23 protein-coding genes and 1 tRNA gene are annotated in these 24,814 nt (G+C 44.4%); 5 read left to right on the top strand and 19 right to left on the bottom strand.

Translation table 11 applies throughout. From position 1 onward, the window contains the following. From QNI24_RS13715 to QNI24_RS13675, 9 genes are all read right to left on the bottom strand, one after another. Positions 1–1,326 carry an aminodeoxychorismate synthase component I gene (locus tag QNI24_RS13715; RefSeq protein WP_267177504.1) on the bottom strand — a complete coding sequence of 442 codons (1,326 nt, stop codon included), beginning with the start codon at positions 1,324–1,326 and terminating at the stop codon, positions 1–3. Between the two features lie 22 nt (positions 1,327–1,348). Continuing rightward, positions 1,349–2,596 carry a beta-ketoacyl-ACP synthase II gene (fabF, locus tag QNI24_RS13710; RefSeq protein ID WP_267177505.1) on the bottom strand — a complete coding sequence of 416 codons (1,248 nt, stop codon included), beginning with the start codon at positions 2,594–2,596 and terminating at the stop codon, positions 1,349–1,351. A 96-nt stretch (positions 2,597–2,692) separates the two neighbouring features. Continuing rightward, positions 2,693–2,932, bottom strand: a complete 240-nt coding sequence (gene acpP / locus QNI24_RS13705) for an acyl carrier protein (protein ID WP_267177506.1) — start codon at positions 2,930–2,932, stop codon at positions 2,693–2,695. Positions 2,933–3,070: 138 nt separating this feature from the next. Further along, positions 3,071–3,808 (bottom strand): 3-oxoacyl-ACP reductase FabG, encoded by a 738-nt coding sequence (gene fabG / locus QNI24_RS13700; protein ID WP_267177507.1) that lies wholly within the window; start codon positions 3,806–3,808, stop codon positions 3,071–3,073. 7 nt (positions 3,809–3,815) lie between these two features. Further along, positions 3,816–4,739 carry an ACP S-malonyltransferase gene (gene fabD, locus QNI24_RS13695; RefSeq protein ID WP_267177508.1) on the bottom strand — a complete coding sequence of 308 codons (924 nt, stop codon included), beginning with the start codon at positions 4,737–4,739 and terminating at the stop codon, positions 3,816–3,818. Between the two features lie 69 nt (positions 4,740–4,808). After that, positions 4,809–5,786 carry a beta-ketoacyl-ACP synthase III gene (locus QNI24_RS13690; RefSeq protein ID WP_458368010.1) on the bottom strand — a complete coding sequence of 326 codons (978 nt, stop codon included), beginning with the start codon at positions 5,784–5,786 and terminating at the stop codon, positions 4,809–4,811. 82 nt (positions 5,787–5,868) lie between these two features. Next, positions 5,869–6,831 carry a phosphate acetyl/acyltransferase gene (locus tag QNI24_RS13685; RefSeq protein ID WP_267177509.1) on the bottom strand — a complete coding sequence of 321 codons (963 nt, stop codon included), beginning with the start codon at positions 6,829–6,831 and terminating at the stop codon, positions 5,869–5,871. Positions 6,832–6,928: 97 nt separating this feature from the next. Continuing rightward, positions 6,929–7,126: a 50S ribosomal protein L32 gene (gene rpmF, locus QNI24_RS13680; protein ID WP_267177510.1), complete on the bottom strand. Its 198-nt coding sequence runs from the start codon at positions 7,124–7,126 to the stop codon at positions 6,929–6,931. Between the two features lie 21 nt (positions 7,127–7,147). Next, positions 7,148–7,669, bottom strand: coding sequence for a YceD family protein (locus QNI24_RS13675; RefSeq protein ID WP_267177511.1), 522 nt, complete (start codon positions 7,667–7,669; stop codon positions 7,148–7,150). Positions 7,670–7,873: 204 nt separating this feature from the next. Between QNI24_RS13675 and QNI24_RS13670 the strand changes: the two genes are divergently transcribed. Together QNI24_RS13670 and QNI24_RS13665 are read left to right on the top strand one after the other, a co-directional pair. After that, complete coding sequence (locus QNI24_RS13670) at positions 7,874–8,443, top strand: N-acetylmuramoyl-L-alanine amidase (protein WP_267177512.1); 570 nt, start codon at positions 7,874–7,876, stop codon at positions 8,441–8,443. Further along, positions 8,436–9,302, top strand: a complete 867-nt coding sequence (locus QNI24_RS13665) for an acyl-CoA thioesterase (protein ID WP_267177513.1) — start codon at positions 8,436–8,438, stop codon at positions 9,300–9,302. The genes QNI24_RS13670 and QNI24_RS13665 overlap by 8 nt, the downstream gene beginning before the upstream one ends. A gap of 7 nt (positions 9,303–9,309) precedes the next feature. On the opposite strand, the gene nhaC is transcribed toward QNI24_RS13665, so the two are convergent. Then, on the bottom strand, positions 9,310–10,710 hold the full coding sequence (gene nhaC / locus QNI24_RS13660; RefSeq protein WP_267177514.1) for a Na+/H+ antiporter NhaC: 1,401 nt from the start codon (positions 10,708–10,710) through the stop codon (positions 9,310–9,312). Positions 10,711–11,138: 428 nt separating this feature from the next. Here nhaC and QNI24_RS13655 point away from each other — a divergent pair. Then, positions 11,139–11,229 (top strand) — tRNA-Ser (locus QNI24_RS13655). Here QNI24_RS13655 and QNI24_RS13650 read toward each other — a convergent pair. The 7 genes from QNI24_RS13650 to QNI24_RS13620 form a co-directional block, all read right to left on the bottom strand. Next, the gene (locus tag QNI24_RS13650) at positions 11,189–12,421 is read right to left on the bottom strand and encodes a hypothetical protein (RefSeq protein WP_267177358.1); all 1,233 of its coding nucleotides are present in this window, start codon (positions 12,419–12,421) and stop codon (positions 11,189–11,191) included. The two genes, QNI24_RS13655 and QNI24_RS13650, sit on opposite strands and share 41 nt — an antisense overlap. Further along, on the bottom strand, positions 12,418–12,993 hold the full coding sequence (locus QNI24_RS13645; RefSeq protein ID WP_267177359.1) for a MiaE family protein: 576 nt from the start codon (positions 12,991–12,993) through the stop codon (positions 12,418–12,420). The genes QNI24_RS13650 and QNI24_RS13645 overlap by 4 nt, the downstream gene beginning before the upstream one ends. A 9-nt stretch (positions 12,994–13,002) precedes the next feature. Further along, positions 13,003–13,644, bottom strand: coding sequence for a response regulator (locus QNI24_RS13640; protein ID WP_267177360.1), 642 nt, complete (start codon positions 13,642–13,644; stop codon positions 13,003–13,005). A gap of 12 nt (positions 13,645–13,656) precedes the next feature. Beyond that, the gene (locus QNI24_RS13635; protein ID WP_267177361.1) at positions 13,657–14,784 is read right to left on the bottom strand and encodes a sensor histidine kinase; all 1,128 of its coding nucleotides are present in this window, start codon (positions 14,782–14,784) and stop codon (positions 13,657–13,659) included. Positions 14,785–14,810: 26 nt separating this feature from the next. Next, entirely contained in the window at positions 14,811–16,022 is a 1,212-nt protein-coding gene (locus tag QNI24_RS13630; RefSeq protein WP_283708744.1) for a hypothetical protein, read from the bottom strand. Beyond that, on the bottom strand, positions 16,022–17,404 hold the full coding sequence (locus QNI24_RS13625) for a class II fumarate hydratase (RefSeq protein WP_267177363.1): 1,383 nt from the start codon (positions 17,402–17,404) through the stop codon (positions 16,022–16,024). Before QNI24_RS13625 ends, QNI24_RS13630 begins: the two co-directional genes overlap by 1 nt. Before the next feature lie 197 nt (positions 17,405–17,601). Further along, positions 17,602–18,150 (bottom strand): DUF924 family protein, encoded by a 549-nt coding sequence (locus QNI24_RS13620; protein ID WP_488192488.1) that lies wholly within the window; start codon positions 18,148–18,150, stop codon positions 17,602–17,604. A 142-nt stretch (positions 18,151–18,292) separates the two neighbouring features. Between QNI24_RS13620 and QNI24_RS13615 the strand changes: the two genes are divergently transcribed. Continuing rightward, on the top strand, positions 18,293–18,871 hold the full coding sequence (locus tag QNI24_RS13615) for a superoxide dismutase (RefSeq protein ID WP_267177365.1): 579 nt from the start codon (positions 18,293–18,295) through the stop codon (positions 18,869–18,871). 195 nt (positions 18,872–19,066) lie between these two features. Continuing rightward, on the top strand, positions 19,067–20,344 hold the full coding sequence (locus tag QNI24_RS13610; RefSeq protein ID WP_267177366.1) for an APC family permease: 1,278 nt from the start codon (positions 19,067–19,069) through the stop codon (positions 20,342–20,344). Positions 20,345–20,419: 75 nt separating this feature from the next. Here the strand turns inward: QNI24_RS13610 and QNI24_RS13605 are convergent, their stop codons facing one another. Both QNI24_RS13605 and QNI24_RS13600 read right to left on the bottom strand, forming a co-directional pair. Continuing rightward, complete coding sequence (locus tag QNI24_RS13605) at positions 20,420–23,569, bottom strand: efflux RND transporter permease subunit (protein WP_267177367.1); 3,150 nt, start codon at positions 23,567–23,569, stop codon at positions 20,420–20,422. 27 nt (positions 23,570–23,596) lie between these two features. Further along, entirely contained in the window at positions 23,597–24,781 is a 1,185-nt protein-coding gene (locus QNI24_RS13600) for an efflux RND transporter periplasmic adaptor subunit (RefSeq protein ID WP_267177368.1), read from the bottom strand. Between the last annotated feature and the right edge of the window lie 33 nt (positions 24,782–24,814).

Raw genomic sequence — 24,814 nt, 5'->3', positions numbered from 1 at the left:
TCAATTGTTGCCAAGCTGCTGATCAGAATCGCCAAGCAGTGCGTGAATCATGCCTTTGGCTTTGTGCCTGGTTTCGGCCAGCTCCGCTGCTGGGTCAGAATCGAAAACAATACCTGCTCCGGCACTGAATGTCAGGGTGTCATCATGCGCAGTGATGGTGCGAATTAAAATATTTAAATCAACTTGTCCATCATGATTGATATAACCCATGCTGCCGGTGTAGGCGCCGCGGTCGCGTTGTTCTATTTCATGGATGACTTCCATACAACGAATTTTAGGACAACCGGTGATGGTTCCACCAGGGAACAGTGCTTTTAACACCTCAATAAACCGCTGCCCTGGCGGCAGCTGCCCTTTGACATTAGAGACAATATGGTGCACATGCTCATAAGTCTCCACCACCATCAATTCATCCACTTCTACACTGCCAGTTTCACAAACCCGGCCTAAATCATTGCGCTCAAGGTCAATTAGCATGATGTGCTCAGCACGTTCTTTTGGCGTTTTTAACAGCTCCTCAATCAATTGTTTGTCTGCTGCATCATCAACACCCCTCGGTCTGGTGCCTGCGATTGGTCTGGTTTCAATACGCAAATCTTTGACATTAAATAAACGTTCTGGTGAAGAACTGATGATTGCAAAATCACCGATTTGTAACATCCCGGCAAATGGCGCTGGATTTGCCAAACGCAATTGAGCGTATAAATCCGCTGGCACATGGACGTTTGCGATGTGAGCTTGGTATTGCCTGGATAAGTTGGCCTGATAAATGTCGCCAGAAACAATCAATGCTTTGGCATAAGTAACCGCTTGTTCAAAATCCTTACCTGGCGCTTCTGCCACTTCATCTAAATACAGCCGTTGATCCAAAGGCCTCAGTTCACCTGCCATAGCCATCTCTATGGCATCAGCAACTGTTTCTGAGTCAGCGAACAGGTGCTGTTCTTGCTTGAAATGATCAATAACCAGTGAACCCTGACAATAAATCGCCACCGCCAGCGGCTCGTGAGTTTCACTGGGTGCCAGGCCTGCTAACTTCTGATCAAGGTAATAGGCGGACTCATAAGAAAAGTACACATACCACCCGTACTGAAAAGGGTTTTCATTGTTATTGGTGCTGAATGCGGTGTCAATTGTTGCTAACAGCTGTTGTAATTGAGGTCCATCATAAGCCACCAACTCAATGCTGGGTGCGGCAAATAAAATATCATACCTGCCGATTTTTTCATTCAATGATTGGCTTTCTAGTAGGGCCGGAAAAAAGCCCGGTTGACTTGCAGTCAGTGCCAACAAATCGGGCTTTGTGGTCAGCTTGCGATTAATCAATTGAGTTTCAACACCTATCTGATCATTTGGCTTGCAAACGATTAAACACCAAAGAGCCGTTGGTTCCACCAAAGCCAAATGAGTTAGAAATAACCACATCGGCCTTGGATTCACGTGCCACATTGGGCACATAATCCAAATCACATTCAGGGTCAGGGTTGTTCAAATTGATGGTTGGTGGCAAAATTTGATCCTTCAATGCCATGACACTGAAGATGGCTTCTATACCACCGGCAGCGCCTAAAAGGTGGCCAGTCATTGATTTGGTTGATGACACAGCCAACTTGTGCGCATGATCACCGAAAGCGACCTTAACAGCATCACTCTCACCTTTGTCACCTTGTGGCGTCGAAGTACCGTGGGCGTTGACATAATCAAAATCACTGGCGTTAAAACCTGAATCGTTGATGGCATTAACCATACACCTTGCCGCCCCTTCTCCGCCAGGTGATGGCGCGGTCATGTGGTGCGCATCTGAACTCATGCCAAAACCTGAAATTTCTGCATAGATGTGAGCACCTCTTTTAAGTGCGTGCTCATAGTCTTCAATCACCATGATGCCAGCACCGTCACCCAACACAAATCCATCTCGTTCAGTGTCCCATGGACGGGATGCAGCGGTGGGGTCATCGTTTCTGGTTGATAAAGCTTTGGACTGTGAGAAACCGCCGATAGCAATTGGGGTTGAAGCATATTCTGCGCCACCACAGACCATCACATCAGCATCCCCATAAACAATCGAGCGGTAGGCCATGCCAATACTGTGAGTGGCAGATGTACAGGCCGACACCATGGCCAAATTAGGGCCTTTCAACCCATACTTAATACTTAAATTACCCGAAGCCATGTTGATGATGGTACTGGGAATAAAAAATGGTGAAATTCTTCTTGGGCCTTTACTTAACCAAGTTTCAGTGGTGTTTTGAATGCCCAAAATGCCGCCAATGCCTGCACCAATATAAACCCCAACCCGTTCAGCATTTTCCTCTGTGATGGTGAGGCCAGAATCGGCGATGGCATCTTCACCTGCCGCCATGGCATAGTGAATGAATGGATCCATTTTCTTGGCTTCTTTGGCTGAGATATACTGTTTGACATCAAAATCTTTGATCTCGCCTGCTATCTTTGCGCTGAAGTCGCTGGTATCAAAGTGTGTGATGGGGCCAATTCCGCTGACGCCATTCACAATATTGTCCCAAGCAGTTTTTAATGTGTTACCAACTGGTGAGATGATCCCCATACCAGTTACTACAACCCTGCGTTTTGTCATAATTTGTCCCCGCTTAATGGCTGCTTTCGCAGGCCATATAAACTCGAAAAGCCACGAATAAATCGCAGCTTTTCATTGTATTCAATCTATAAAAGATCAGGCGTTTTCAGTCACGTAATCTATGGCTTGTTGAACCGTGGTGATTTTTTCTGCATCTTCTTCAGGAATTTCGCACTCGAATTCTTCTTCTAATGCCATGACCAATTCAACAGTATCTAATGAATCGGCTCCCAAATCGTCTACGAAAGATGAAGAATTGTTCAAATCTGAAACTTCAATGTCTAAATCTAATTGTTCAACAACGATTTCTTTAACTTTGTTTTCTACGTCACTCATTTAGTGTTTACCTATGTAAAAAAGCATATTGTATGCAAGGTTTATAAAATATTCCACCCTTAAATTGTGCCAACATCGGCGAATTCAAGCTTGTGGTCTTAATTTGTTTCAAACGTCTGTATGATTATGTGTCATTAATCAAGACATATACATGCCACCATTCACATGCAAGGTCTCACCGGTGATGTAGGCCGCTGCATCAGATGCCAGAAACAAAACAGCATTGGCGATGTCTGCTGTAGATCCAAGACGTTTCAACGGCACCTGTTCCATCAGGTTGTTTCGTTGCACCTCATCCAGCTCATCGGTCATATCAGTTTGAATGTAACCTGGTGCCACTACATTGACAGTGATGCCACGAGAACCAATCTCGCGCGCCAATGATTTAGAAAAACCCAGCATACCTGCCTTGGCTGCCGCGTAATTACTTTGACCGGGGTTACCTAAGTTGCCAATGACTGATCCAATGTTGATGATTCGACCGTTTTTAGCTTTCATCATGCCGCGGATACATGCCTTACTCATTTTGTATATTGATGATAAATTGGTGTTGATGACCTGATCCCAGTCATCGGCGTTCATGCGCATCAACAATTTGTCATTGGTGATGCCGGCATTATTAATCAGCACTGTTGGCAAACCCACAGTATCTTTCATTGATTTAAGCAATGTATCTATGCTGTCTTGGTCAGCAACATCCAACACTTGGCCTTGACCATTGTATTCTGATAAGTAGGCAGAAATGCCTTCAGCACCGGCTTGTGAAGTGGCAGTTCCAACCACCGTGGCACCAGCTTGAGCCAGTTTCTCAGCGATGGCCTTACCTATGCCTCTGCTGGCACCAGTAACTAAAGCGATTTGACCGGATAAATTCATAATAACCTCATTCCTCAGATGTAATTGATTCGATGCCCTTGGCGTTCAATAATGGCGTTACTTGTAAGGCGCGATCAAAACGTTTGAACAGACCAGACAATACTTTTCCGGGACCGCATTCAGCGATATGCGTGATTCCCATTTGTTGCAATGACTGCATGGTTTGGGTCCATCTGACAGGTTGATAAAGCTGTTGTTTCAGTCGGTCTTTGATCGCTGTAGTGTCTTGATGCGATTGCACATCAACATTATGTAAAATCGGAATATTTGGGACAACCAAATCAGTGGCTGCCAGATCGGCAGATAACTTTTCAGCTGCTGGTTTCATCAGCTCACAATGAGATGGTACGCTGACTGCCAAGGGCATGACTTTTTTAGCCCCAGCTTGAGCACACAATGCACTGACCTCTTCAACTGCTTTGATTTCGCCAGCAATAACAATTTGACCTGGCGAGTTGTAATTGGCCGGACTGACCGTGCCAACCACATCTTCACAAGCTTTTTCAATCAGCGCCGCATCCAATCCAAGCACCGCCGCCATTGAGCCAGTGCCAGCAGGAACTGCTTCCTGCATATACAAACCACGTTTGTGAACCAATGCAATGGCATCGTTAAAAGCCAATGAACCAGCACAGACCAAAGCCGAGTACTCACCCAAGGAATGACCTGCCATAACCTCAATAGAAACTTCCTTTTTGGCGCTCACAGCAGCAAAAACACCGACTGAAACGGCCAATAAAGCCGGCTGTGTCCACTCGGTTTTATTGAGTTCATCAGCAGGGCCTTCATTAACCATTTTCAGCAAATCAACGCCCAAAACATCACCAGCTTGCCTCAAATGAGAGGCCACATGTGAAAAATCTGCCAAAGCATCAATCATACCGACGGATTGTGATCCCTGACCAGGGAAGACAAAAGCAATTTTATTCATATAATTTATTTTTTTTGTTGTTAAAGACAACCACACTCGATTCTGGACAACAGAACCAAAGTGTTGGTACTAATATTTAATGAGTGCAGAACCCCAAGTGAATCCACCACCAAAGGCCTCCAATAACAACACGTCCCCACGTGTGACTTTGCCGCTTCTGATGGCCTCATCCAAAGCCAGCCCAACAGAAGCCGCTGATGTGTTTCCATGTTTATCCACAGTAACGATGACTTGATCCATGCTCATGCTCAATTTCTTGGCTGTGGCGGTAATGATTCGTAAATTGGCTTGGTGCGGTATCAGCCAATCAATGTCAGTTTTTTTCATATCATTGGCTTTCAAGGTCTCTTTAACAATGCGTCCCAGCGTCATCACCGCAGTTTTAAACACCTCGTTGCCCTTCATGCGTATCTTTAAACCGCCATTGGGTTCGTTTTTCAAGCCTGTGGACACCCCAACGGTGGCATTAAGCAAGTGATCATGCATGCCATCGGCATGTAAATGCGTCGATAAAACACCAGGCTCTTCACTGGCTTCAAGCACCATGGCACTGGCACCATCACCGAATAGCACACAGGTGGTCCGATCGCTCCAATCAACCATTCTGGTTAAAGTTTCAGCACCGATAACCAAGGCTTTCTTATGTTGACCTGACTGGATAAATTTATCAGCAACGCCCAAGGCATAAATAGAGCCACTACAAGCCGCATTCACATCCATGGCAGTGATGCCGCTGCAGCCCAATCCTTTTTGAATCAAGCATGCCGTGCTGGGAAATACCAAATCTGGCGTGGTGGTACCGACCACCAATAAATCGATGTCATCAGCGGTTAAACCTGCAGCTTCCAATGCTTTTTTGGCTGCCGCCAAACCCAGTGTTGAAGTGGTTTCTCCTTCACCAGCCACATGTCTTTGCTTGATGCCTGTGCGATCTTGAATCCACTGATCATCGGTATCAACTATTTTTTCCAGATCAGCGTTGGTTAGAATTTTCTCGGGCAGGTGACTGCCGGTACCGGTGATTTTAGAATAAATTCTCATGCTCAGTTTGTCCCACTATTTTCTAAGAGTTTAAAGCCTGGGGTTTAAACAAGATCTTGTGTCTTGTTATGAGACCATCTCAAGCTTGTTAAAGTGCTAATTTAACCTTATCGATATACGTTGCTGTCTGCACCAAAGCGTGATAGAAATCAATTTCATCACTGTTACCGTGTGCCTTGACCACCAATCCATCCAATCCCAACAGCAACGCTCCATTATATTGGGCTGGATTCAAATTAACACCATTATATTGCCAAAACTTTTTCTCAATCCATCGCTGCCACCAAGTCTTGGTGGCGTTACTTTGTAGTTGTTGCATCAAACCTTCACAAGCTTTTAAGGTGATGTTGCCAACAAATCCGTCACAACAAATCACATCGGCGTAACCTTTGAACAAGTGAGTGCCCTCACAAAACCCGAGATAATTGATGTCTGAATCTTGCATCAATCGATCGGCCTGTTGCACCGTGTCATGTCCTTTGATGTGTTCGGTCCCAACATTCAACAAGGCCACCTCTGGCGACTTGCCACAAGCTAAAAGTTGAGGCGCTATTTGAGCCCCCACTTCAGCCAAGGCAAACAGCTCCTCTGCGTTGTATTCAAGGGTTGCACCAATATCAAGTAACAGCGTCGGTTTGGGCACACCAGGCAGTACAGTAGCCAGTGCCGGTCTTTCAATGCCCGCATCTGACTTCAACCAATATTTCGCCAGTGCTACCAAGGCACCTGAATTGCCTGCAGTCAGCACTGCATCTGCATCAGCATCAGCCACAGCCTTGATAGATAAGGACATGCTGCTCATGCGTTTTTTGCGCAATGCCAACAAAGGCGACTCATCCATTGTAATCATCTGATCAGCCACAATCACTTCCGCGATGGCCTCAAGATTTTCTATTGACTGTTGTTGATTTTTGGCAAAAGCCTCATCGACATAGGCCCTTAGCTTAATTTGGGGGTGTTGTGTGTGAAATTTTTCTAAGGCATGCAGCCGGCTGACTGCGGTGTGGTCTCCGCCCATCAAGTCAACGGCTATGATGCTGTGGTGATTCATTATTATTTTTATTATGCCACAAAAGAAAATGGGTAAAGTTGACTTTACCCATTTACTCGTTCTTTCAATGCACTACAAAAAAATTGTAATGTAGCTTTTATGCCTCAGCGTCTGTTTCTTTGACGTCAAATTGAATCACTTCTTTACCACGGTAAAATCCTTCTGGACTTACGTGATGACGCAAATGAGTTTCACCTGTTTCAGCTTCAACCGATAATGCACGTGTCTTTAACTTATCATGTCCGCGTCTCATACCTCTTCTAGAAGGGGTAACACGGCTTTTTTGTACTGCCATTTTGATTCTCCAAAATTTTACTTAATTTTTGTCTTTTAACTGCTTTAATGCAGCGAAAGGACTTTGTGTTTCTTCGTTTGTGGGCTCTTCATCATCACCGTTAACCAAATACTCGCTGTTAAGTTCAGCACCAGGTTTCAATGGAATATCAGGTATCTTTAACAATATCTCATCTTCCAATAATGCCTTAGGCTCAACTTGCATGTCCTCAACCCAAGAGGGCATCACATCAGCATCGAGTTTTGCTTCATCCTCAATCTCACTGATAAAACCAATGGTGTTATGAGTGATGAGTTCGAACTTAAACTGCTCTAAGCTTCTCTGACATATGAGTTCTAACTGTGCTTCAATGCGAATTATCGCTTCACCCAATACCGACTTTGAATGTCTGAATTGGATTTCATACTTGATTGGCGCATCAGCAGAAGCAATTAACTCTGCTGGCATCCTGTCCAAATCTGAAAGTAATAATTCACCACTTAACTGCCATTCTTTTCTAACAGCTGCATTCAAATCAATAGATTCTGGTAGTGATTTAGCCATAGCCGGCGAATTCTAAAGGTTTTAGCTTTTGATTGCAAACCAATTTACACGTTAATTGTTAATAATTATAAGGCCATGGAGATGAAAATAATATCGAAAAATACCAGCAAAATTCACTGCCAGGTTAAGAAGGCTTATTGCAATGATTTTAAATCACCATTGGGTTTGTTATCATAGCCATCAATCAACTAGACGTGAACTGACTTGCAAATCAATAAACAACCACTGGAATATGAAGAAAAATTAGATTCCAGACCCATCGAACAAGTTCAATTATTGGTCATCCACTGCACTGAATTACCTGACTTAACGACAGCCCGAACCTACGGTGAAAAAATCTTGTATCCCAGTGGCACCGGTAACTCTGGTCACTTTTACATCGATCGAGATGGCTCCATTGAACAGTGGGTCAAGCCGGAAAAAATAGCCCACCATGTCAAAGGCCACAACAAACAGTCGATTGGCGTAGAATTAGTCAATACCGGCAGGTACCCCGATTGGCTCAATAGCAACAACCAAGAACCTGACGAAGCTTATCCTGATGAGCAGATAGATCAACTGATTGCACTGATTAATCATCTACATCGCACCATACCCAGCCTGAATCACATCACAGGACATGAGGATTTAGACCAAAGCAGAGTCACTGCGAGCAATGACCCTGCCATTAAAGTACGCAGAAAAATTGATCCAGGCCCACTCTTTCCGTGGCAATACATCACCCAAAAAACACAACTTATTAACATCGGCAGCACGGCAAAAAAATATGAATGAATTAGAAAAGTTACTTAAATACTTCGATCTTGAACACCTGGAGGTTAATTTATTCAGGGGTCAATCTCTGGACATCGGAACGGGCAGAATCTTTGGTGGCCAGGCTTTATCACAAGCACTTAAAGCCGCTTACTTAACTACTGAAGCGCACCAAGTTCATTCTCTGCATGCTTATTTCTTGCGTGAAGGTGATTGCAACAAACCAGTCATTTACCAAGTGGAACGTGCTCGAGATGGCAGGACTTTTTCAAACCGCCGTGTTTCTGCCATACAAAATGGCAAACCTATTTTGATACTGGCTTGTTCTTTTCAGAAGTTTGAACAAGGTATGGAACACCAAAAACCCATGCCAGATATACCATTGCCGAATGAATTAACTGAAAAAACCTTGATACCAGGCGATAAGATTAAACAGTTGTCTCCAAGGATGAGAAGAACATTAACCACCCAAGGTCCTTTTGAGTTTCGTTTCGTTGATGATGTTGACCCATTTGACAGTGAACCCAAAGAACCAATCAAACGCATTTGGTTCAAAGCCCGCTACCCACTGGATGCAGATCAAGACATGCATCGAACGCTGCTTACCTTTGTCTCAGATTACCACTTGGTTTCAACCGCTACCTTACCTCACGGCGTTTCCTATTTAGACCCCAAATTACAATTTGCCAGCCTTGATCATGCCATGTGGTTTCACCGCCCGTTTCAAATAGATGATTGGTTGCTTTATGACTGTGACAGTCCCAGCGCATCAGAGTCTCGCGGTTTTGCTACTGGGCATGTGTTTGACATCAAAGGCAATTTGGTGGCCTCAACCGCGCAACAAGGTTTGATGCGATTGTGGGACAAACCAAAAGATTAAAGCCAATTCAAAAACTTATTGAACGGCGGTTTTTTTTGCTACTTTTTATGAGTGCCAGCCCTAAGTAGGCAAATAAAATAGCTAACAATGGATTGATAATATTCAACAAGGCAAAAGGTGCATATTCAACCACTGCGACCCCCAAAGTTGCCGCATAAAAAGCACCTGCAGTCGACCATGGAATCAAAGGCGCCATCAATGTTGTACCCTCCTCGACCGACCTCGACAACACGGCTGTATCTATGCCTCTTTCACGGTATACTTTTTTATAAATTTCACTGTTCAGGATGATGGCAATGTAAGCCTCACTCATCGCAATCACGCTCAATAAACCAGTCACGATGGTACTGGCAATCAGAGACCCGGTAGATTGAATACGCGCTATCAACCCGCGCAACAACGCCAAAACAAATCCCGCACCTTGCAACACGCCGCCCAAAGCCACAGCGATGATCGCCAGCAACAGCGTCCAAGCCATGGCATACAGCCCCCCTCGACCCAACAAGGCATCTAAACTATCAATACCAGTAGTCGCAGGCGTGTTTGACCACAGCGCATTGACCACAACTGTGAGTGGCGTCTGCTGAACCAATACAGCTATCAGCACCGCCACCAAAACGCATGAGGTCATGCTGACTTCAGCAGGCATTCTGCGGTAACTCAAAACAGCCATCACCACCACCGGCAGCAGTGTAACCAATGGATTCAGGTAAAATTCCTCAGCCAATGTAATTTGCATGTTTTGTGCTTGTTGTAAAGTGTCATCACTCAAAACAAACTGATAACCGATGACTGCAAATAACAACAACACAATCACAAATGTGGGTACGGTGGTCATCATCATTGAACGAATATGGGCATATAAATCAGTGTCACTGCTCATGGCGGCCAAATTGGTGGTATCAGAAATGGGTGACATTTTATCGCCAAAGGTGGCGCCTGAGATCACCATGCCTGCAGCCCAATATAGCGGTATCTCTAAAGCCGCTGCCATCCCCATAAAAACCACACCAAGCGTGCCCACGGTACCCCATGAAGTGCCAGTTAATACTGACATCAATGCACACAATATAAACCCCACAGGTAGAAACCATTGGGGTGAAAGCCAATCCAGGCCATAGTAAATCAGCGTCGCAACAGTGCCACTTTTCATCAAAGCAGCGATCACCAAACCAATCAGCATAAAAATATAGAATGCTGGTAAAGCCCTGCTGATGGCCCCGTTCATCATCTCTCTGATGGTCAGGTAGCGATAACCCAAAGCGGTGGCATTGACCACCACCCAAATCAAACCAAGGAACAAAGCCACATGCAACTGCCCACCCCAAAAGAACATGCCAGTGGTGATACACAACAACAAGCCAACAAAAACCATGAATGCGTGTAAGAAGCTGACTTTTTTGTTCATCTATATAAATTTTCTATTGGGATCATTGTTCATTATAGTTTCTTTTTGGCTGCGCAGGGTAATTGGAATTGAAGCAACAAAACACCCTTCTTCTTCAATGAGAAACAAGCCAATAGCCATTTAGACCATTCATCTGGCAGAATTAGGAATTCAAACATTCCATTCCGCGCCAAAAACCAGTTAAATTCCACACCCCAGTGCGGTGAGGTGGCTGAGTGGTTGAAGGCGCTCGCCTGGAAAGCGGGCCAAGTTATTTTTATGGCGTTAATAGCGTATCGAGGGTTCGAAAATTTCGTCAGGAACAAAAGTGACGCCGCAGGCGCACGAAGTGGAAAATACAGGACGTATTTTATCAATCCCTCTCTCACAATTACAAACTCAATGATTCCATTCCCAATCAAAAACAGGTAAAATCCACACCCCAGTGCGGTGAGGTGGCTGAGTGGTTGAAGGCGCTCGCCTGGAAAGCGGGTATACGTTAATAGCGTATCGAGGGTTCGAATCCCTCTCTCACCGCCATTATTTCAATAAATCGCTCATGCTGTGACAACTCCTGGCGGGTTTGATTGGGATGAAATGCTTGCAAAAAATGCACCGATTTTAAAATTCTGAAAGCATCCAACCATTCGTGAGTGAATTGTTGCCATCTGGTTGCTGTTTGAATTTGCTTTTCAGCTTTATTAATCACTTGTTGTATGTCCCAGTAATCATTCAACGCCTTATCCTGAGGTAGCGCCTTATTATTGTAATAAGCAAATAATTCATCGCGCCATTGTTTTAAACGCACAAATATCATTGGATGGTAGTAATTCATTGCAACACCTGATTGTTGATTTGTTGCGATTTGCCTTACGGCAGGACCCGTACCAAAGGGCACCCGGTCTGATTGGCGCACCTTGATTTGCACCACGGGTTCAGCGGGCTGTTCGATGTTTCCCACTTTAGCTAACTTATTCAATATATAAAAATCTTCTCCGCCGCTGCGAACCGGAAAGCCGCGCACTTTGACATAGGCAATTGCATTGATGACCAATGTACTGCCCAATGGAATGTAATCATAAGCGGCACCGATGAACTTAACGCCCAGCTGATAGTATTTCAATTTGAAATCATATTTTTGTTGATGGGCAGCCATGGTTTTGTCTTTGCTGTGGTGGTTAAAACCTAAACTCAAAGCAGCTGCATCTGGATAATCATCAACCACTTTAAAGTAGCCACTGGGTAAAGTGACATCGGCATCTGTACTGAAAATCCATGGCGCTTTAATGCAATCAAGCCCAATCAAAGCGCATGCCGTATCTGCTGCAATGCGTCGGGCCAAACCCACACCTTCATTGTGATTGAAAGGAGATCGATTGAAGTCCAAAAACAACACATCTGGTAACGTACCAGCCGTCAATAAACAATGGTCAGCACTGATATGCTGAACATTATTATAATCTGACAACAATGCTTGCTTGAAATTATTGTTTTGCTCTGACCAAGCATTGGTTTGGGGGTGTTTTTCAGGCCGGTTGAGCACCAAAATAACCAACACCGAAGGTTGTGAGAGGTGTTGAAAAACGTCAACCACTGATTCATGAGATTCAGCACAAACAGGCAGTATCATGACGTTTTGCCATGATTGATCAAGCGGCCATGCACTCAAGTCAACCGCACGAGAAAATTTGTCTATATAGGTTTGAAGTTGTTTCTTGGTTGCTTGCTTCAATGCACCGCAGCACGAAAAGGCAAGTTTTTAACTATTTTTGCTTCTGCATCCAGTAATTCATCCAACCTTTCAAGGACTTCACTTGAATCATAGTATTGGTGCGCCAATTTAACAAACAAGGTGTAATGACGGTATTCAGCTTTGGCCAATCGCACATAAAAGTCTTTCATTTTAGGCTCTTCTAACGACTCACCCATCATCATGAAACGCTCATGACCGCGTTTTTCCACGATGCTAAAAATCAGTAAACGATCCAGTAAGTACACGCGACCATCTTTTCTTATCATGCCCAATAGCGCTTTGATATAAGGATCTTTCTCATCATTGTCTTGTTGTAAGCCCCGATCAAGCATGATTTTCATCACTTCACGAAAGTGCGCCATTTCCTCCATGGCCAAATCAATCATACCGCGGATCAAATCAGGCTTATCAGGATAATGCTGCACCATAGACATGGCCAGTGCCGCCGCTTTACGCTCACAGGCAGCGTGGTCTTTTAAAAAAGTATCAAAATTGGCTTTGGCCACTTTAACCCATTCGGGTGATGTTGCCACCCGAAGTTCATATTCCATGTTGCTCATTTAAATCAGCCCTAATTCCAATGCTTTCAACACAGCCCGTGTCCGATCACGAACACCCAGCTTTGATAATATATTCGAAACATGATTCTTAACCGTTCCTTCGGCTACAAAAATTGAGTTAGCGATTTCTTTGTTACTGTAACCACCAGCCATCAAGCGTAAAATTTCAGTTTCTCGGTTAGTCAATGGATCTGGTCTTTCAAAACTGATGAAGTCATTCTTCAGACCTTCTACGCTTTCCAGTATGCGCTTGGTAATCTGTGGCCTGACTATGGTTTTACCCTCAGCCACCTGTTTGATGCCCTCAACCAACTCCTCTAAAGGCACATCTTTGAGTAAATAACCTTTGGCTCCAGCCTTGACCCCGGCCAAGATAAGTTCTTCATCATCAAATGTAGTTAAGATGATGGTCGGAGGCAATTGATCAGCTTGTGATAACTCATGCAAAACATCTAAGCCAGACATGCCTGGCATGCGCATATCCAACAGCACCACATCCGGATTCAATTCTGGCACCATAACCAAAGCTTCTTGCCCGGATTTTGCTTCACCAATAACTTCAATGTCATCAGCTATATCCAACAAAGCTTGTACACCTTGTCTCACTAAATTTTGGTCATCAACCAATAAAACTTTTATCATCTGTGTCTCAGTTTATCCAATTGGAAATGTTAGGGTGCATTTTAAGCCATTTTGTGAAACGTAATCACATTCACCGTTCAATAATTTAACACGTTCAGCCATCCCTGTCATGCCATTACCCATTTTGGAATTACCCAGACCCACACCGTTATCTTGGACCATTAAAACCATAAACTCGTCGGTGCGCTCCAATTTGACCAATAAATGTGTGGCCTGGGCATGTTTCATGGTATTGGTGATTAATTCTTGTGCGCATCGCAGGATGGTTTGTGCTAGTTTTGGATCTTCGACCAAAAATTCATCAGGTATTTCTTGAGTCACTTTCAACCGGGGTAAGCCAGACAGCAATTCCCTGATGGCTAAACCCAAATCCAAGGTACCTGATTGGCGGAAACTACCAACTACTTCTCGCACATCAGACAACAGCAGCCTGGCTATTGAATGCGCCTTTTTCACATAACTCTGTGGTTTACCCTCAGTCATGTGAGTGGCCGCCTCTAGATTCAAAGTCAGCGCGGTTAAATGGTGTCCGATTAAATCATGCAGCTCACGTGAAATCCGCAAACGCTCGTTGATTCTTGAACTGTCAGCCAACAGCACTTGTGTCGCTTTTAATTCGGTATTCAACATACGCAGCTCCTCCTTGGCATTTTGCTGTTTGAATGCCACCAGAGAAATGATGTAAGAAAATACCGAAACCCCAAGATAAATGAAGAACAACACAAAATACTGTGCGCGGTTATCCAAATCGCTGCCAATATAACTGAACTGTAACCCAATCAATAAATTACAGACAAACAACAGCAAAAGGCTCTGTTTGACAGGAAATAACCAAGCCAGCAAAACCGAAATAATCAAAGCATAGAATATCCCTGCCGCGCTGTCCGTGATGTGGTTAATCACCAAAACCAACATGGTTAAAATTACCACAGACAGCCACGCTTTGAGCTTGAAGCTCATTTGGCCAATGTTATTGGTAACAAACCAGAACACCAAACCAAATAAAATGTGAGAGATCAGGTAGGCATTGAAATTTGGGGTGAAATCAGTGAATTCAATGAACAATAAAATAGAAAGGCTGAGCCATATAATGAGCCCAGCCAGTCTAATTAGCTTGATGTGTGAGTAACGATAGACCATGTTATTGATTGGTCAGTTAGTTCAACTCACTTGATTTCAAAAGAGTTGTCGCCTTTGGTTTCAAGCTCTTGAGTGATGGTGGTATCACCAACCAACCAATAATAAGCGCTTTGTGCTTGAGACAATTTCCGCTCGACCAGAACCGTTTGATTTTGAATATAAAGCATATCCCCTTTTTTCAATTGATTGGCCGAGATGGTGTAATCAACACGTTTGTTTCTGATGTATTCACGTCTCAATTCATCTTGATCCTCAACCATGGTATCCACGGCAACAAAATTCAAGTTGGTGGGGTCAATAGCTTGCTTGACTTCAACTACAGGTTTGCTCTCAGGTTGGTCGCCAGAGACTGCATCAGCGTCTTTCTTAAATTTACCACTGCCCATTTCAACCAATTTGTGAACCGCAGGATCATAAGACTCTTTCATCCAAAAGTACAACACCACACCTTGATTAACAAACCTTTTAATCAATACCACTGAATCTCTAATGAACAACTCATCTTTTGAGTTGATACTGGCATAACTCAGTTCTTTTTCAACGCGTTTAGCTCTGGCATGTCTTTTTCGCAAAAATTCTCTATTTTCAGACAACAAAGCCGATGCTGATGTTGGAACAGCCGCAACAGGTGTTGGTTTTTGTGCAACTGGTTTTTGTGCAACTGGTTTTTGTGCAACTGGTTTTTGTGCAATTGGTTTTTGTGCAACTGGTTTTTGTGCAACTGGTTTTTGTACTGCAGGTGTTGCAGGCGTGCTGGTAGGTACACCTAAATCAATCTCTGGCAGATTGTCGAGTAAGTCTTCGGTGTTGCTTGCAAAGGCTGTCTCGCCAAAATCAGGCGCTTCAACAGCTGTATCAATTTGTGGTTTGTCTATCACCACTTGTTTTTGCACCGTGGTATTACTGGTAGATGATGGAGAGATTTTTGCGATCTTTGCGCCCGGCGCTGCGGTGATTGAAATACTTTGGTAAACAGAATCTTTAAAAGACATCTGCACATCTCTTTCGCCAATATTGGTCAAAGCATTTCTGATGCTCCCGTGCCAATCAGCTGGTGCAGTCACCCTTAATTGCCAATTATTATCATAGGCTTGCTTGCCTATTTCACCCATTCTTTTATTGAAATTTGGCAGTTTGTATTGGCTTTCAGTCAACCCCCATGAGGGTAATTCTGCCGCCAAAGACAATTGTGTCATCATCATCAAGCTTGTCGCTATCACTGTCATTAATTTATTCATCATTTTTCCTCAATACCCCCTGTGGTAAGTTTAATTGGATCTAAGATTTCCTTGATCTCTTGTTCTGTTAAATCTGTGTTTTCCAAGGTGACGTCCAAAACCGAACGCTTTTCCTTGTAGGCTTGTTTGGCAATCTTAGCACCCAAATCATAACCAATGACCGCATTCAAAGCGGTCACTAATATGGGGTTTTTACCCACATTTTCAGATACTGCTTCATGATTGACTTTGAACTCTTTGATGGCTTGGTGAGCCAATTGCTCGCTGGCAGTACTCAATATGTGTATGCTCTGCAATACATTATAAGCAATAACCGGTAACATAACGTTAAGCTGAAAATTACCGGACTGACCTGCCACTGTAACGGTAGTATCGTTACCAATAACTTGTGCACAAACCATGGCCATGGCCTCAGGAATAACTGGATTGACTTTGCCTGGCATGATACTGCTGCCCGGTTGTAACGATGGTAGCTCAATCTCACCGATACCAGCCAAAGGACCCGAATTCATCCAACGCAAATCATTGGCGACTTTCATCATGGTCGATGCGATGACTTTAAGCTGTCCAGATAACTCTACAATGTTATCTTGAGCACTGATGCCATCAAATTTATTTGCCATAGAAGTGAATTCAACACCGGTAGCAGCGGTTAATTTTTCAGCAAAAAGTTGACCAAATTTTGCATCGGCATTGATACCTGTACCTACTGCTGTACCGCCTTGTGGCAATTGAGCCACTCTAATTAAAGTGTCTTGAAGTCTTTCGGTGTTGGTTTCGACAATGCTGGCCCAGGTGTTGAGCTCTTGCCCAAAAGTCACCGGCATGGCATCCATCAAATGCGTGCGGCCAGTTTTGACCACACCGGCCAGTTCATCAGCCTTGGTTCTGCATACCGAAACAAAATCACTCAAAGCAGGAATCAATGCATGGGTGACATTCAAAACACAACTGACCGCAATTGCTGTTGGAATCACATCGTTAGAACTTTGACCCATATTAACGTGATCATTGGGGTGAATGAATAAGTCTTCAGTGCTCGCCAGGTGCGAAATCACTTCATTGCAATTCATGTTTGAACTGGTACCTGAACCGGTTTGAAAAACATCAATGGGGAAGTGGCTATCAACCTCACCTGATTGAACCCGCTTGGCTGCGACTGTGACAGCCTGACAAACGGCATCATCCATATGACCCAATGTTTGATTGGCCGCTGCTGCAGCCGCTTTTATCAAGCCCAGCGCTTTGATGAATTCACGCGGCATGGTAAGTCCGCTGATGGGGAAATTATTGATGGCTCTTTGCGTTTGTGCGCCATACAACGCATCCACAGGCACTTTCAGTTCGCCCATGCTGTCTTTTTCAATTCGAAATTCAGTCATAGTGATGATGAGTAAAAAATGAGCAGCGATTATACGCGGAAATAAGTGAAGATTGAATAGGTAGATGGTTTGTTCTGTTCAGAGCGACTGTTTGACACATCTAAAAACGATGCGAGCAGACTAGAATTAATTTTTAAAATAAACGTTCAAATAATTGATATTTATTGTTATTTTATAATATTAACCAAGCCCAACAATCAGAAACTGGAGCCTGGTTGTTGTAAAAACTCAATTTCTGCTTCACTCGACTGCCGACCCAAAATCTCATTGCGGTGTGGATAGCGACCAAATTTGTCAATGATTGCCTTATGCTTGAATTCAAATTCAAGGTTATTTTCCAAGCCAGGCTGGGAAAAGCAATGAACCGCTTGTTGGTGAATGACAGGTGATTCACTGTGCATCAATGGCATGTACATAAAAGCCAATTGCTGCGGCTTGTGCAGTAATTCTTTATCAGCCCCAACGTCTATCGCAGCTTGGGTCAAAGCCACTGCCACATAGTCATGCGCAAATGCTGCTGCTTGGTCCCTGAACATATTGCGGGAAAACTGGTCCAAAACAATGATTTCTGCCAACCTGCCTGTGGCAGTTGTGCGCCATTGGTAGAGTTCTCCTTTGGTAGCGGCATGGTATGTTTCAAGGAATCGTTGTTGGATCACTGCATCAAACTCAGGATCTTTCACCCACCATTGTTTGGGCTCAATTTCGTTAAACCAAAAACCCAGTATATCAGACACTTTCTTCACACCAATTCCCCTAAGATGCATTATATAAATGAGCGCGATCTAGGAGGTTACGTGTAATCTTGAAATTGGGACTTTATTTATCTCCCAACATCCTCATATCGGACTCGAACATCAATAATTAATATTATAAAGAGGCTATTATATGTCATTTGAACTACCAGAATTACCTTACGAAAAAAATGCTTTAGAACCACATATCTCTGCTGAAACGCTGGAATACCATCATGGCAAGCACCACAATGCTTATGTCAATAACCTCAATGGCATGATCAAAGATACTGAGTTTGAAGGTCTTTCGTTGGAAGACATCATCAAGAAATCAGATGGTGGTGTGTTCAACAACGCAGCACAAATCTGGAATCACACTTTTTACTTTAATGGCTTTTCACCTGACGGCGGGGGTCAACCAAGTGGTGATTTAGCTGAAAAAATCAATGCAACCTTTGGCAGCTTTGATGCATTTGTTGAGAAATTCAACCAAACAGCCATGACAACATTTGGATCTGGCTGGGCTTGGTTGGTACAAAATGAAGCTGGTGACTTAGAAGTGGTCAGCACCTCAAACGCTGGCAACCCAATCACCGACGGCAAACATCCTTTGTTGACTTGTGATGTATGGGAACACGCCTATTACGTCGACACCCGCAATGACCGGGGCGGCTACCTGAAAAATTTCTGGAACATAGTTAATTGGGACTATGTGGCTGGTAATTTGAAATAACCCATCCACAAGCGTTTATTGAAAAGCCGCTTCTGAGCGGCTTTTTTTTGTGTGAAATTTGTTGGACACAGATTAATTTCCTTCTGAAGTTAAGGTTTAAACAAATTTTGAATAACAATCGCGTTTGCACTGAGTCAGTAAATAGTACATCATAGGTTGTTGCGATTATTCGAGAAAAAAAACAGAGGTGAAAACATGAGCGAATCAGAAAAGCTACCACGAACCGTTGGATTTTGGGGCGCCGCATTATTACCTGTTAATGGCATGATTGGCTCTGGCATTTTCGCTTTACCAGCCATCATGGTAGCAGCTGTGGGTAATTTTGCACCATGGATGATGCTGGTTGGCGCATTAATCATGCTGCCGCTGGTTTTGGTTTTTGCTGCTTTATCAACACGGTATGACAGTCATGGTGGTCCCGTACTCTATGCCCATGAAGCCTTTGGTTCATTCGCTGGTTTCCAATCCGGTTGGATGCGCTATGCCTCTGGCGTGGTGGCGATTGCCGCCAACACCCATGTTGCCGTGGCTTATTTAGCGGCCTTGTTCCCCGTTTTAGAAAACCCCACACTGCGCTCGCTGACTGTGGTTGGTTTCATTATTTTCACCACAGGTATCAACTTAATTGGTATGCGCGGTTCAGTTCGCACGTTAGGTGTCATGACTGTGATTAAACTCACTCCACTGCTGTTTTTTATTGTGTTGGGGCTTTTTACTTATGATCCAATGGTTGGCTTCAGCCTGCCTCAATTCAGCCAATTTGAAAGTGTGGTTTTATTGACTTTTTACGCCTTCATGGCCTTTGAAAACGGTACTTTTGCAGCGGGTGAATTGCGCAACCCCCAAAGGAACATCCCACTTGCTTTGATCACCACCTTGGCTGCGGTTGCTTTGTTCTACATGTTGGTCATATGGACTTATTTGGCCATCAATCCAACAGTGACAGGTGACACCAGTGCATTGGCAGCAGCAGCCAATGAACTGGCTGGCCAAGCTGGCGTCATCATCATTTCACTGGCTGCGGCTTTTTCGATTGGTGCCAACACATTATCCGGTGGTATTGTTATCCCCAGAATGACTTTTGGCATGGCTGAACGGGGTGATTTACCCAAAATATTTGCTCATGTTTCTAAAAAATTCAAAACTCCCGATGCCTCCATTCTTTTTTATGGTGGCTTTGCAGTTATTTTTAGTTTATGGGCTGGTTTTGCCACGTTGGCTGTTGCCAGCACCCTGTCCCGTTTGGTGATGTATCTACTTTCGGCTTTGGCATTGCCGGTTCTGAACCACAAAAATAATGCAACCGCCAGCACATGGCACCTGCCAGTTGCTGCCATCGCAGCACTATCAACCATATGGGTGGCCAGTCAAGCCAGTGCAGAAGCCTTTAAAATGCTCGGAATAATTTTCGTTGTTGGAACAGCGCTCTATTTTATGGCGGTAAGAAGTCATTCAAACAGCAATCTAAAATAAATTACCTACATGAGTCCTAAAGATAAAAAAGCCGCTTGAATGTGCGGCTTTTTAATTTGTTGTAATTTACTGGACTCAGTTAACTGTGGTTACGCTTGGGTCATCATACGGCTCTTCTGAGCTTACCTTTTTTGCTTTTCTTCTGAACAGACGCTTGGCGCCTGACTTGATGTCTATGCCAATACCATACAACGATGGCACCATCAGCAAAGTCACAAAGAAGGCCATGAATACACCGAAGGCCAACGACACCACGATAGGCTGTAAGAATGCCGCCTGAATTGAACGCTCCATCATCATCGGAATCAAGCCAACAATGGTGGTCACTGAGGTCAACAGAATCGGTCTGAACCTGGCCACGCCGGCCTCCACAATGGCTTCCTTGGCAGCCATACCTTGGTCACGCAGTCGATTACAGTAATCCATCAAGACCAAATTGTCATTCACCACCACCCCGGCCGCTGCAGCGATGCCAAAGTAGGAGAATATGGCCATGGTCATGTCCATAGTCGCATGTCCTACCACCGCGCCAACAAAGGCAAAAGGAATGGCAATCAAAATCAATATGGGTTGAGAATAACTCTTGAAAGCCACAGCCAATAAAGAATACATGGCAAAAAATGCGATGGCATACAAGCCCATCACTTCTTTGACAAACCTTGCTTGACCCTCAGCTTGACCGACGTAACCACGGATGATACCAGGATATTTGGCTTCCCATGCTGGGTAAAAATTTTCATCCAGATCTTTGTTGATATCCTCTCGCACATCATCTTTCAAATCAGCACTTATGCGTGCTGCTCGGTTACCATTCCAACGTTGAATGCTTTTGATACCGGGAGCATACTCTAAATCAGCCACAGCCAGCAAAGGCACTTCAGCACCGTCAATGGTTCTGACATAAAAGTTATTCAAACTCTCAATCGAACGTCTTGACTCTACTGGATAGCGCACTTTGACCCTGACATCTTGACCGTTGCGAGGCACCCTTTGTACTTCCTCGCCAAAATAAGCTTGTCGGACTTGTCGGTTGACTTCAGCCAATGTCAGTCCTAACTTAGTCGCACCGGGCTTCAAAGTCAGTCTGATTTCCTCTGAGGCGCCCTCTAAATTGTTTCTGACGTCGTACAAATTTTCATAGGTTCTCAATTGATCTTCTAATTCATTGGTAGCTGCTCGCAATACATCTAAATCAGGGTGTCTGATTGAAACTTCATAAGCCGGATCATTGTTGCCTTGGGTGTATTGGACAGACACTTCTTTGGCATCAGGCACATCACCCATCAGTTCACGCAAACGCACCGAGGCATCTTTCGCTGACATATTTTGTACCGCCAGTGGTCGCTCTTCAGGTGGCGTGAGTTTAACAATGGCAATGACACTGTCACGCCTTGAACGGGTATACCAGTTTTCAATCAAGCCACCTTGGCCATCGGTCTTGGCATTGATTTCATCTTCTAAGGCTTTTTCGGCCGTTTGCAGTTGTGCCAATATTTCTAATGCCCTGCTGTAAGGCGCACCTTCTGGCAAAACCACATTAACAATAATTTCATCTGACTCAATATCTGGCATGAAACTCTTCTTGACCAGACCGTTGCTGAACATACCAAAGCCCACAATCAAAATACCAATAAAGAAACTGGCGGTTAAGTACCTGTTTTTCAGTGACCACTGGGCAATACCCCGGTAATGGTTGTGAGCAAAATTAATGATGCTGTGAGAGATGGCTTTTTGCATTCGACCAAACCTGTTTTGGTCCTTGCGTGGTTTCATCGATGATAAATGTGATGGCAAAATCAACAACGATTCGATCAATGAGAAAGCCAAAGCCAATATCACCACCCAGGTGATGTGGCGGGTGAATTCACTGGTTGAACCACCGAGGAACAACCAAGGCATAAATGCCATGATGGTGGTCAGTACACCAAATATAACCGGTTTGGCTACCAGACTGGCACCAGAGACGGCTGATTTGACGCCACCGCCCAATCGATTGGATTCACTGTGAATGCCCTCGCCGACTACGATGGCATCATCCACCACGATACCCAGCACCAACAAGAAGGCAAAGGTTGATAACATATTCAGTGACACGCCAACGGTTGGCAAAAACACAAAGGCGCCGGCATAGGCGGTGGCGATACCTACAGCCACCCAAAGCGCCACTTTAGGGCGCAACGTCAGCATCAACACAAACAACACCAGAATCAACCCCATGAATGCCGAACTACCAATGGTTTGCATGCGTCCTTTGAAATCCTCTGCTTGATCATTCCACAAGGTCAGCTTGGCGCCATTAGGTAAAGTGTCTTTGCGTTCTGCAATCCAGTTTCTGACCGAGTCAGAGGCCTTAACGATATCCATCACTTCTGTGGTCATGACTTGAATCAAAACACCAGGCTCACCATTCAAAGTCGCTAAAATGGGATTGTCTTCAAAACCATCAATCACCGTGGCAACATCGCCCACTCTGATCACGCCGCCATCGGCGGTTTCCCTGATAATGATGTCAGCAAATTCAGCTTCGGTATCGGCTTGACTGCGCACTTTCAGTTGGTAAGTACCGACTTGGGTTCTGACCGTACCAGAGGACTGGTTCATAGAAGAGTTTCTGATGGCTGATGCCACATCTGAAAATGTGAGGCCATAACGTTTCAAGGCCTCCTCACCCACTTCAATCGAAATTTCTTCTTCGCGGGTTCCGAAGAGCTGTACCACTGTAATGGCCGGTAGTTGTGCCACTTCACGGCGCAATTTTTCAGCCAACCTTTTCAACTCACGTTCAGTCATGTCGCCATGCACTGCAATCCGGATGTATTCGTCGCGATTGATCCATTGTCTAACCACTGGCTGTTCAATGTCACCTGGGAAGGTTGATATCGCATCTACTCTGATCTTGACATCATTCATGAATTGATTGAAGTCCACCTGCTGTTCTGCCAGGATATATACCCCTCCAAAACCCTCTCTGGAGGTAGAACGCACCCACTCTATGGCATCTAAATCGCTGACAGACTCTTCAATCCTTGCCACCAACTGCTCTTCCACGTCTTGTGGCGAAGCACCCGGCCATGAGACTGAAATTTCTAAACCAGGGAACCTGACCTGCGGATCCATTTCCCGTTCAAGTGAATTAAAGCCAATGAAACCAGCGATGAAAATACCCAGCATCAATAAATTGGCTGCTACGGAATTTTTTGCCCACCAGGCGATCAATCGATTCATAATACCCTCCTTCTTGTTGTTTTAAACTTAAAGTTGACTGACTAATTGAGTTGGTTGTTTGCTGATGGGTTCAACTAACATGCCTTGAGCGGCATTGGGGATGGTTGAAACAGCCACTTTCTCACCAATTTCAACACCACCTAACAGCAACACGCGATCAGCTGAAGTTGACATCACTTCTACTGATCTGATGTCCAATTTATTATCTGCATCCACCACATAGACCTTGTCCGCATTGCGTAAAGCATCGCGAGGTATGACCATGGCTTGTTTTGATTCAATGCCAGCGATATTCGCCTCAACAAACATGCCCACGGCCATAGGTACACCAAAATCCGCACCTTTACCGTAAGGGTCTTGTACTTCTGCTATGGCGTAAATCAAACGAGTTTGTTGATCAACGGATGCATTGGTTCTGACAATACGACCTTGCCAGCTGTGATGAGATCGACCCATGTTTGATCTGAATTCTACTGCAGGACCTTGACCGGCCTCAGCCATATAACCCATGGGTAAATCCAATTCAGTCAGCTGCAAATCAGTCAACGGCAAACGCACTTCTACCACATCAGTGGCAAACACTTTGCCCAGTTGCGTACCGGCTGCAATGTACTGACCAATACCCACCATTTTTTCAACCACACGGCCTTTGAATGGTACCGTAATTTCGGTTCGAGCTACATTCAATCGTGCTTCTTTCAAATTGGCTTTGGCTGCACGCAATTGGGCTTGAGCATCTTGCACTTGTGGTTTGTTCAAAGCAAAGTCAGTTGGCTTTACAGAACCATTTTTCTGTAACCAGGTGTCTTTTTTCATTTTGGCATTGGCCAATTCTTTCTCCAGCACCACCTGAGCTGCAGCCACTTGAGCCTCTGCCCTAATCACTGCTACTTTGTAGTCAGTGTCATCAATTTTTATCAAAGTGCTGTTGGGCGCAAACTCGGCGCCCTCTGCAAATGATTCGGCGATACTGATGACTTCACCAGACACCCTGGCTGTTAAATCAATTTCAGTTTTAGGTTTAACTTCGCCTTGGGTTTTTATCCCTGGTGTGATGGTCTCAGATTTAACTTCATCCACATACAAAGATATCAAACGCTGAGTTGGTTCTTTCTTCTCAGGTTCTGGTTTAGCGGCTGCCAGCGCTTGTACCACATAAAAACTGATGATTAAAACTGAAATTGGCGCGATGATTTTGACTAAAGTTTTCACAATTTTTTCCTCATTTAAGACGACTGTTGTTTG

Source organism: Marinicella marina (assembly GCF_030065545.1).
Classification (GTDB): domain Bacteria; phylum Pseudomonadota; class Gammaproteobacteria; order Xanthomonadales; family Marinicellaceae; genus Marinicella; species Marinicella marina.
The sequence above is the reverse complement of the archived record's forward strand: the minus strand, read 5'-3'. Positions and strand labels throughout refer to the sequence as shown.